At 73.0% G+C, this 10,302-nt stretch carries 8 protein-coding genes; 5 read left to right on the top strand and 3 right to left on the bottom strand.

The window, feature by feature from the left end; all coding sequences use genetic code 11:
- From AB0M92_RS38910 to AB0M92_RS38900, 3 genes are all read left to right on the top strand, one after another.
- Nucleotides 1-1,449 (top strand): thioesterase domain-containing protein (locus tag AB0M92_RS38910; RefSeq protein ID WP_366107124.1); only part of this gene is annotated, 1,449 nt, incomplete at its 5' end.
- A gap of 7 nt (nucleotides 1,450-1,456) precedes the next feature.
- Nucleotides 1,457-2,389: a proline iminopeptidase-family hydrolase gene (locus AB0M92_RS38905; protein ID WP_366107123.1), complete on the top strand. Its 933-nt coding sequence runs from the start codon at nucleotides 1,457-1,459 to the stop codon at nucleotides 2,387-2,389.
- Nucleotides 2,376-3,329: an ACP S-malonyltransferase gene (locus AB0M92_RS38900; RefSeq protein ID WP_366107122.1), complete on the top strand. Its 954-nt coding sequence runs from the start codon at nucleotides 2,376-2,378 to the stop codon at nucleotides 3,327-3,329. Before AB0M92_RS38905 ends, AB0M92_RS38900 begins: the two co-directional genes overlap by 14 nt.
- A 41-nt stretch (nucleotides 3,330-3,370) precedes the next feature.
- Here the strand turns inward: AB0M92_RS38900 and AB0M92_RS38895 are convergent, their stop codons facing one another.
- Complete coding sequence (locus AB0M92_RS38895; RefSeq protein ID WP_366107121.1) at nucleotides 3,371-3,637, bottom strand: phosphopantetheine-binding protein; 267 nt, start codon at nucleotides 3,635-3,637, stop codon at nucleotides 3,371-3,373.
- Between the two features lie 167 nt (nucleotides 3,638-3,804).
- Between AB0M92_RS38895 and AB0M92_RS38890 the strand changes: the two genes are divergently transcribed.
- The gene (locus tag AB0M92_RS38890) at nucleotides 3,805-5,298 is read left to right on the top strand and encodes an AMP-binding protein (protein ID WP_366107120.1); all 1,494 of its coding nucleotides are present in this window, start codon (nucleotides 3,805-3,807) and stop codon (nucleotides 5,296-5,298) included.
- Between the two features lie 94 nt (nucleotides 5,299-5,392).
- On the opposite strand, the gene AB0M92_RS38885 is transcribed toward AB0M92_RS38890, so the two are convergent.
- Nucleotides 5,393-8,095, bottom strand: a complete 2,703-nt coding sequence (locus AB0M92_RS38885; RefSeq protein WP_366107119.1) for an AAA family ATPase — start codon at nucleotides 8,093-8,095, stop codon at nucleotides 5,393-5,395.
- Nucleotides 8,096-8,251: 156 nt separating this feature from the next.
- On the bottom strand, nucleotides 8,252-8,620 hold the full coding sequence (locus AB0M92_RS38880) for a PqqD family protein (RefSeq protein ID WP_366107118.1): 369 nt from the start codon (nucleotides 8,618-8,620) through the stop codon (nucleotides 8,252-8,254).
- 615 nt (nucleotides 8,621-9,235) lie between these two features.
- Here AB0M92_RS38880 and AB0M92_RS38875 point away from each other — a divergent pair.
- Nucleotides 9,236-10,302, top strand: a 1,067-nt coding sequence (locus tag AB0M92_RS38875) for a 2-oxoacid:acceptor oxidoreductase family protein (protein ID WP_366107125.1), incomplete at its 3' end; no start/stop codon positions are given.

Genomic DNA, 10,302 nt, shown 5'->3' with positions numbered 1-10,302 from the left:
CCGCTCCGGCCCGAGGAGGCCCTCGCCCTCTTCGACGCGGCCTGCGCCTCCGGCCGGCCCGCCACCGTCCCGCTCCACGTCAACCGCACCGCCCTCCAGGCGCGCGCGGACCGGCTGCCCGCGCTCCTGCGGCCCGCCACCACCCCCGCCCAGCGCCGTACCGCCGGGGCCAAGGCCACCGAGACGGAGCTCATCTGGCTCCGGATCGGCCAGGCGTCGCAGGACGAGCAGGAAGCGGCCCTGCGCGAGCTCGTGCAGCGTCGGGCCGCCCACCTCCTGGGACACGCGAGCCCCACCGCCATCGACGTCGAGCGGGGCTTCCTGGAGTCCGGCTTCGACTCGCTCAGCGCGATGGAGCTGCGCAACGCCCTCATGAAGGACACCGGGCTCCGGCTGTCCCCGATGGTGGTGTTCGACAGCCACAGCCCGGCCCAGCTGGCCAAGGTGCTGCTGGCCGAGTATGCCGAGCAGGGCCCCGGTACGACGGCCGCCGCGGCCGTCGCCCCCACGCCCACCGCCACCGCCGCCGCCCCCCGGCCGGCCCGGGGCGCGGGGGAGACCCTGCGCGACCTCTTCCACGGCGCCGTGGTCGCCGGCCGCGCCGACAAGGGCTTCGACCTGCTGCGCGCGGCGGCGGCCGTCCGGCCGTCCTTCGAGGCGGCGGCCGAACTGGAACGCGTACCGGCCGCGGCGCGGCTCGCGGACGGAGACGGTGGCGAAGGCCCGCACCTGATCTTCGTCAACACGCCGATGGCGACGGGCGGGGCGTACCAGCACGCGCGGCTCGTCTCCCACCTCCAGGGCAAGCGGAAGGTCTCCGCCCTGCCCATCCTCGGCTTCGACGCGAGCGAGAGCCTGCCGGCCACTCCGCAAGCGGCGGTCGAGGGCCTGGCCCGTACCGTCCTGGAAGCGGCGGGCGACGAGCCGTTCGTCCTGATCGGCTACTCCTCCGGCGGCACCCTCGCGTACGCCACCGCCGGGCACCTGGAGCGCGCGTACGGCATCCGCCCGCACGGCGTGGTCCTGCTCGACACGTACAACGTCCACGACGGCGAGAGCGAGGGCGTCCCGATGGACGGGCTGGCGCTCGGCATGTTCGACAAGGAAGCGGCCTTCGGGGAGTTCGACACCACCCGGCTCTCGGCCATGGGCCGCTGGGTGGAACTCGTACCGCACCTGCCCCTCGACTCCGTCGCGGCCCCCGTCCTGTTCGTCCAGTGCACCCAGTCCTTCGTACCGGACGGCGACGACCCCTCGCCCGAACTCACCCAGGGCAAGGCCCAGCCCTGGGAGAGCGCCCACACGCTGCGTCCCGTCGCCGCGAACCACTTCACGATCGTCGAGGAGCGCGCGCAGGACACCGCCCGCGTGCTTGAGGACTGGCTCGTCTCGGACGCCCTCGACGGAGCACAGACCGCCCGCCCGACCACCACCCAGAAAGCGATGTGAGACGACGGTGGCACTCAAACCCAAAGGCACCGTGCCCTTCGGCCCGTACGAGACCTGGTACCAGGTCACCGGTGACCTCCAGTCGGAGCAGCCCGCGCTCGTCGTCGTCCACGGCGGGCCCGGCAGCACCCACGACTACCTGAAGAACCTGAAGGAGCTGGCGGCGCACACCGGCCCGGTCGTCCTGTACGACCAGCTGGGCAACGGCGGCTCCACCCACCTGCCCGACAAGGGGGCCGACTTCTGGACCCCCGACCTGTTCGCCGACGAGCTGGAGAACCTGGTCGCGCGCCTCGGCATCGCCGACAACTACGTCCTGTTCGGACAGTCCTGGGGCGGTCTCCTCGTCACCAAGTACGCGGCCGCCCGCCCGGCCGGCCTGCGCGGCCTGGTCATCGCCAACGCCCCGGCCTCGTACCCGCTGTGGCTGGAGGAGGCGCAGCGCTTGCGCGCCGACCTGCCGCCCGGCGTCAACGAGACGCTGCTGCGCCACGAGGCCGCGGGCACCACGGACAGCGACGAGTACCACAACGCGATGCGCCCCTTCTACGAGAAGCACGTGTGCCGGCTCAAGCCGTGGCCGCGGGACTACCTGGCCTCGTTCTACGAGGTCTACAACGACCCGACGGTGTACTACGCGATGAACGGCCCGAGCGAGTTCCACGTCAACGGCACCCTCAAGGACTGGTCGGTCGTCGACCACTGCCCGCAGGTGGACGTTCCGACGCTGCTGATCTCCGGCCGGTACGACGAGGCGACCCCGGCGACGGTGCAGCCGTTCCAGGACCTGATCCCCGACGTCCGGTGGGTGATCTTCGAGGAGTCCAGCCACCTCCCGCACCTGGAGGAGCCGGAGCTCTTCCAGCAGGTGATGAGGGAGTTCCTCGGTTCGCTGGCGGACACGAAGCAGAAGGAGGGGGCGGGTCATGGAGCCGTCTGACCGTACGGGCAGCGCGTTGGTCTTCCCCGGCATGGGCCCCGTCCCGTTCGCCGAGGTCGCCAAGTTCATGCTGGTCAACCCGTTCGCCCGCAAGCTCTTCGCGGAGGCGGACGAGGTCCTCGGCTACTCGCTCTTCGAACGGTTCAAGGAGGCCGAGGGCGACTACTCGGAGGCCGCCCAGGTGGCGTTCCTCGTGAACTGCCTCGCCCTCGCCCTGTGGGTGGAGCACGAGTTCGAGGAGCAGCCGGCCTTCTGCACCGGCCTGAGCTTCGGCGAGAAGGCCGCCGCCGTGCACTCCGGGGCGCTGTCGTTCGCCGACGGCGTCCGCTTCACGGCACGTTTCGCCCACACCCTCGACGCGTACTTCGCCGAGGAGCACCCGGAGGAGGTCGCCACCCAGTCCTTCGCGCGCACCCCGCGGGCCCGGCTGGACGAGGTGCGGGCCGAGCTGACCGAGCAGGGGGAGTGGCACGACGTCACCTGCGTCGTGGACGAGGACTTCGCGATGCTCACCCTGCGCAAGTCCCGCCTGGAGTGGCTCCAGCAGCGGCTTCGGGCGCTCGGCGGCATGCCGCTGTACGTCATGGAGCCGCCGCTGCACTCGCCCGCGTTCGGAGGGCTGCGCCGACGGGTCGAGGAGGAGGTACTGGCGGGGCTGACGCTGCGCGACCCGCACCTGCCGGTCGTCGCAGACCAGGACGGGGCGGTGCTCACGACGGGCGAGGAGGTACGGAACCTGCTGCTGGACGGCTGCGTCCGGCCGGTCGACTGGCCGGGCGTGCTCGGCTCGCTGCGCGACAAGGGCGTCGGAACCCTCTACGTGGCCGGGCAGGACGCCCTGTTCGGCCGGGTGGGGGCGGCGACCCGCAACTTCAAGGTCGTACCCGTCAACCCCCGGCTGGCCATGCGGCCGCGCCGCCGGACCGCGACCGCCGCCTGAGGGCGGCGGCCGAGGCCGCGGCGGCGCGGGCTCCGCAGTGGTCAGCGGTTGGCCGCCTCGGACATCTTGCCGATCTGCTCCCACAGCACCGCGGGGGTGGCGAAGGTGTCCAGGGACAGCGCCTCGTCCACGAAGCGGACGTCGTACGACTGCTCCAGGGAGCCCAGCAGCTCGACGACCCCGAGGGAGTCCAGCCCCACGGCCCGCAGATCGGTGTCGGCCTCAAGCGGCTCGTCCGCACTGAGGAACGGCAGGTACTCCCGCAGGAGTTCCTCGAAGTTGTTGTCCCAACCCTTGTCCCAGCCCATGGTGACCCCAGTCTTTTCCGCTGTGTCGGTCGTCGTTTCGACGTTTCCCAAGCACGTGACGCTAGGACGGCCGAACAGACCCCCGGAACCCCGGCCTGACCCCTAATCCGCCAATCCACCAGCCCGCGAAGAAATCACACATCTCTTTCGGATCCTTCGGAGTGATCATGTCTGACACCAAGCGCCAGGCCTTGTACGAGCGCTTCCGCCGCGGGCTGGCCCTGTCCCCCGACCGCCCCGCGCTGCGGATCGGCGCCGAGTCGTACACGTACCGGGAGCTGCACGAACAGGCCCTCACCTGGGCCGGCTCCCTGGGCTCCGCGAAGGTCGTCGGCGTCCTCGCGGGCAAGAGCGTGACCGCGTACGCCGGCATCCTCGGCGGGCTCTACGCGGGCGCCACCGTCGTCCCCCTGCACCCCGACTTCCCGGCGGCCCGCACGGCCCGCATGCTCGAACTCTCCGCCGCGGCGGCCCTGATCGTCGACGCCCAGGGCCGGGCCGCCCTGGGCGACGTGGACATCCCCCTCGTGGAGCCGGACCCGGCGCTCGCCCTCCCGGAGCCCCGCGAGGCCGATCCGGCGGACGTGGCCTACATGCTGTTCACGTCGGGCTCCACGGGCCGCCCGAAGGGCGTGCCGATCAGCCACGGCAGCACGCACCACTACTTCGAGCTCCTCGACGCCCGCTACGGCTTCACCCCCGAGGACGTCTTCACGCAGACCTTCGACCTGAACTTCGACTGCGGCATGTTCGACCTGTTCTGCGCCTGGGGCGCGGGCGGAGTCGTCGACGTCGTACCGCCGAGCGCCTACCTGAACATGCCCGCGCACCTCGAAAAGCGCGGGATCAGCGTCTGGTTCTCCACCCCCAGCGCCATCGGTCTGATCCGCCGCATGGGCGGCCTGAACCCGGGTGCTCTGCCCACCCTCCGCTGGAGCTTCTTCGCGGGGGAGGCCCTGCGCTGCCAGGACGCCGCCGACTGGCAGGCCGCCGCGCCCGGTTCCACCCTGGAGAACATCTACGGGCCGACCGAGCTCACCGTCACCATCACCGGCTACCGCTGGGACCCGCGGACCTCGCCCGGCCAGGCGGTCAACGGCCTCGTCCCGATCGGAGCCGTCCACGCCGGCCACGACCACGTCCTGCTCGACGAGGACGGCGCCGAGACCGAGGTCGAGGGCGAGCTGCTGATCACCGGCCCGCAGATGGCCACCGGCTACCTCGACCCGCAGGACGACGCCGGCCGCTTCGTCGAACGCGACGGCCGCGTCTGGTACCGCACGGGCGACCGGGTCCGCCGGCTGGCCGGCGGGGACCTGATCTACCTCGGCCGCCTGGACTCCCAGGTCCAGGTCCAGGGCTGGCGGGTCGAACTCGCCGAGGTCGACCACGCCCTGCGCGCCTGCGAGGGCGTGGAGGACGTGGTCACGGTGGCGCGCCCGGTGGACGGCAGCACGGAACTCGTCGTCTTCTACACCGGCGCGGTCCGCCCCGCCGCGGAACTGGCCCGCAGCCTGCGCGAGGTCCTCCCGCACGGCATGCTCCCCCGCCGCTTCGAACACGTCCCGGAGTTCCCCCTGAACTCCAACCGCAAGGTGGACCGCCCGGTCCTCGCGGCCCGGGCCGAATCCCTCCTCACCCCCCGCCGCAAGGCCGCCTGACCCCGAACGGCCCCACCGACCACCGACCGCGTCGCTGGGGCCGTTCGCCCGCGCGCCGGTGTCCTCCACCGATGGACCGAGACCGCCGGACGGGTCAGGCGGTGGCCGGTTGCAGGGGGAGGGGCTCCAGGCCCATCGGGAGGTCGCCCCGCGAGGTGATCTGGAGCTTGCGGTAGACGCGGGTGAGGTGTTGTTCGACCGTGCTGACCGTCAGGTAGAGCTTCGCCGAGATCTCGCGGTTGGTCAGGCCCTGGGCCGCCAGTGTGGCCACCCGCTGCTCCGAGCTGCTGAGCTTCGGCGTCGTTTCGGTCCCCGGGGTCTGCGCCGGGGTGCCCGGGGCGCGGTCCCGGGCGGGGGCGGCCGCCAGGGGGGCGTCCGGGAGGATCTCCCGGCACAGGGCCGTGGCCTCCGCCTCCTTCGCCAGGTTCCACGCCGAGCGGATCATCGCGCTGCCCTTCGCCGGCGCACCGTCCGCCTGCAAAGCCCGCCCCAGCTCCGCCATCGCCCGCGCCGCCTCCACCCGGTCCCCGGAGCGGTGCAGGGCGTCCACCGCCTGCCCCAGGACGGCCGTACGCCGCTTGGGATCGCCGGTCAGCGCCTTGATGCGGAGCGAGACGCCCCGTACGTACGGCCGCTGCGCATCCGCCATCGCCAGCTGCCGGAGCGCGAGCTGCTCGGCCCGCGAACCCTCGCCCAGCCGCAGCAGCGCCTCCGCGGCGTCCGTGCGCCACGGCAGGAACGCCGGCCGGTCCACCCGGCCGTCCTCCATGAGCCGGCCGGCCTCCAGGAAGTCGGCGAGCGCCGCGTGCGGCTGATTGACCGCCAGCCGGTACAGGCCGCGGGCCCGCAGGAACGCCGGCCCGTGCAGGCCGGTGAGCAGCCCCTTCGGCACCTGCCGGTCCGCGAACCGGGAGGCCTCCGTGAAACGGCCCATCACCGTGCACGCCCGGATCAGCACCGCCGCCGGCGCGCACGGGAAGCTCCCGCCGCGCTCCGGCAGAACCTCCAGAGCCGCCGTCGCGTGCACGTACGCACCCTGCGGATCGCCCATCCGCAGCAGCGCCTCGGCGTGCAGCGCGGCGAACACCGCGCTCCAGCCCGGCGCCTGGCAGCGCCGGGCCTCCTCCAGCAGGTTCCGGCTCCACGGCACGGCCCGCTCGGGATGCTCCGAGCAGAGCAGCGACCGCAGGGCCTGGGCGAGCGGCGCCACCGTGGCATCGGTCAGCCGGGCCGAGTGCAACAGCCGCTCGCTCACCGCGGCCGCGGTGTCCACCAGGGTGTCCAGCGGGGAGGCGGCGGGCTCGCCGACGGCAGCCGGCAGCAGCGCGGCCGCCTCGGTCACCTGCCCCTGCGCGAGCAGCAGCCCGGCCAGCGGCTGCACCTGCTCGGCGTCCAGCAGCCCGGCCCGCGCCGCCTCCAGCAGCTCGCCCAGCCGACGCTCCGCGGCCGCCGGATCGAAGCGGGCCGTGATCTGCGCGAGCCGCACCAGGACCCCGCGCCGCACGTGCTCGTCGTCCCGCCCCTGCGCGGCGAGCTCCAGCAGCCGCGCCGCCTCGCGCGCGTCGCCCCGTACGAGGAGCTCCTCGGCCGCGTCCCGCAGTACGGCGACCTCCGCCGGACCGCAGTCCGGGGCCCGGCCCTCGGCGCGGGCGGCCAGCAGGTGCCCGGCCACGGCGAGCACCGGCCCCCGGTCCTCGCCCAGCACCCGGGCGGCGTCGCGGTGCAAGGCGGTCCGCAGCTGCGGACCGCACTCCTCCAGGGCCGCCGCGCGAGCCGCGGGGTGGCGGAACCGCAGGGCCTCCACCGGGCCGTCCGACACGTCGTGCGACCGGCCGTCCGGCGAGCCGTCCAACAGACCCGAGGCCTCCAGCGCGGCCAGCCCGCGCCGGGCCGCCGCCGTGTCGAGGCCGGTCAGCCGGGTCACGCGGGCGGCGGTCGCCTGCTCGCCGAGCAGTGCCGCCGCGCGGGCCAGCGCGAGCCCGTCCGGCCCGCTGCGGCGCAGGCACGTGGCGACGGCCTGGGCGAACGGCCCGCCGGGCTCGGGGGAGGGGAGCGAGGGTGCGACCGGTGCGGGACCCTGCCGCCCGGCCCCTTCCCACCCGGCCTCCTCCCACCCGGCCCCTTCCCACCCGGCCACCTCCTCCACGAGCGCGCGCAGCAGCAGCGGATTGCCCCCGCTGATCCCGTACAGCTCGGCGGCGACCGCGGATTCCTCCGGCAGGCCCCGTACGAGGGCCACCTCGGCCGCGGTCAGCCGCTCCAGCCGCATCCGCCGGAAGTGCGGCTGGCGCATCAGCTCGGTGGTGAACGCCGGGTCCTGGGCCGGGGCGTGCACGGCGCCGGCCACCACCACGAGGACCGGGGCGCAGCGCGCGTGCCGGGCCAGGTACTGCACGTACTGCAACGACTCGCGGTCGGCGTACTGGACGTCGTCGACGCAGAGCACGACCGGGCAGTCCAGGCTCAGTTCGCGCAGCTCCGCGCAGAACGCCTGCATCGCCTCGACCCGCGAAGGCGCCCCGGGGCCCTCGGAGGGCTTCGGCAGGGCGAAGACCTGCTCGCTGTTGACGAGCTGGCGCAGCACGCCGAGCGGCACCTGCCGCTCCTCGGGCGCGCCGACCGCGTAAAGGACCAGCGCGCCGGAGGCGGCGGCCCGTTCGGCGACGAGGTCGACGAGCGCGCTCTTGCCGCATCCCGTGCCGGCTTCGATCAGGACGATCCGGGACTGCCCCGCGAAGCAGTCCGCGAGCGCCGTCTCCAGGAGTTCGATTCCGGCTTCCCTGCCCGTCAATGTCATAGCCGCCCCCGCGATTCGTCGGTCCACCCCACCGGTCCACCTACCGGTCCACCCACCCCTGACGCAGGACAGGATGGAGCCCGTGCGCTACAGAGCAGGTCGAGGTGAAGCGGAGATCGGGACGGAAACCGGCCAAGGCGGTCGCGCGAGGACGCGTCAGGGAGCCGGCTGTACGCAGAGCAGACCTGCGTCGCGCATTTCCTCGACCCAGATGTCGAGATCGGCCCGCGCGTTTTCCGGTGCGGTGTTCCACAATTCGGCGAGCATGCCGGCGGCGATTTCCGCATCGCCGTCGTGGCGGCGCAGCAGGATCCACATGGCGGTGCCCACCGGACCGCACCGGAAACGGCCCGCGCCGGATCCGGAACCGCCAACGGAGCCCGGGCCGGAGCCGGAGCCGGAGCCGGAGCCGGAGCCCGGGCCCGCACCGGCACCCGCACCGGCCGCGTACGCGGCGTGCAGCTCCAGACAGCCGTCCGCGTCCACGGAAGCGGCCACCACACCAGGCGTCGGTCGGACGCGCACGGCCACCTCCACTGCCGGATCCGAGACGTGTCGGCAGCAGCCGATCGAGGACACCTCAAGCTATGGGCGAACGCCCGCCGGATCCATGGCGGGCGCAGCACTCTGGGGTGGCGGCTTCGGCCGACCCCCTACGGAGGGGTCATGGCACCGGGCCGTAGATAGGGGGAGCGAAGGGCCGCGCCACCGGCCGATCCGGCGGAATACCGACCCCATTCCGGCGGGAATGGACGTACGCGCGCAGCGCCATCGGGGCGATCAGCTGGGCGGCGTCCGAATTCTCCGGGTCAAACCGGCTCGCCTCCGCTTGGCCGAATGCCGTGCGGGCTGCCGGTCGAAAGGCGGGGCGAAATACCGGGTGCCCTGATTTTGCTCCCGGGCCCGCCCCGGCCTGACCGGTTCCGCACCCGTTCCGCAGTCCTTCCGCAGCCGGTCTGCACCCGTTCTCCACCGGTCCTCAAGCCGCCCTGGACGCGATCGCGAGCGCGTCCGCGCCGGGCGCCGAGAGCCGGTGCGGCGGCTCAACGGGCGGTCGAGTCTGACGCGATCGCGGTTCGCGAGGCTGACCCCTGCCCTGCTCATCCTCGGAGGTACCAGGTGAATCCGCCCACGCCCGTCATCACCGACGCCGTCCCCAGCCAGAGCGGGACAGGGTCCAAGGAAGGGCCCAAGGAAGTACGCCGCCTCGACCGGGTGATCATCCGTTTCGCCGGTGACTCGGGTGACGGCATGCAGCTCACCGGCGACCGCTTCACCTCGGAGACGGCCTCCTTCGGGAACGACCTCTCCACGCTGCCGAACTTCCCGGCCGAGATCCGCGCCCCCGCCGGCACCCTGCCGGGCGTCTCCTCGTTCCAGCTGCACTTCGCCGATCACGACATCCTGACGCCGGGCGACGCCCCGAACGTACTGGTGGCCATGAATCCGGCGGCGCTGAAGGCGAACATCGCGGACGTCCCGCGCGGCGCCGAGATCATCGTCAACACCGACGAGTTCACCGACCGCAGCATGACCCGCGTCGGCTACGCGACGTCCCCGCTGGAGGACGGTTCCCTCGACGCGTACCAGCTGCACCCGGTGCCGCTGACGTCCCTGACGATCGAGGCGCTGAAGGACTTCGGGCTCTCCCGCATGGAGGCCGGCCGCAGCAAGAACATGTTCGCGCTGGGGCTGCTGAGCTGGATGTACCACCGGCCCACCGAGGGCACGGAGGCGTTCCTGCGGCAGAAGTTCGCGAAGAAGCCGAACATCGCCGAGGCGAACGTGGCCGCCTTCCGGGCCGGCTGGAACTTCGGCGAGACCACCGAGGACTTCGCCGTCTCGTACGAGGTGGCCCCGGCGACCCGCGCCTTCCCGGCCGGTACGTACCGCAACATCTCCGGGAACCTGGCCCTGTCGTACGGCCTGATCGCGGCGAGCCGGCAGGCGGACCTTCCGCTGTACCTCGGTGCGTACCCGATCACCCCGGCGTCGGACATCCTGCACGAGTTGAGCAAGCACAAGAACTTCGGCGTACGGACCTTCCAGGCCGAGGACGAGATCGCCGGCATCGGTGCGGCCCTCGGCGCGGCCTTCGGCGGCGCGCTCGGAGTGACCACCACCTCGGGCCCCGGCGTTGCCCTGAAGTCGGAAACGATCGGGCTCGCGGTCTCCCTGGAGCTGCCGCTGCTGATCGTGGACATCCA

The sequence above is a fragment of the Streptomyces sp. NPDC051582 genome, from assembly GCF_040681715.1.
Lineage (GTDB): Bacteria > Actinomycetota > Actinomycetes > Streptomycetales > Streptomycetaceae > Streptomyces.
Note: the sequence above shows the minus strand (reverse complement) of the source record. Positions and strands in the feature narration are given on the sequence as shown.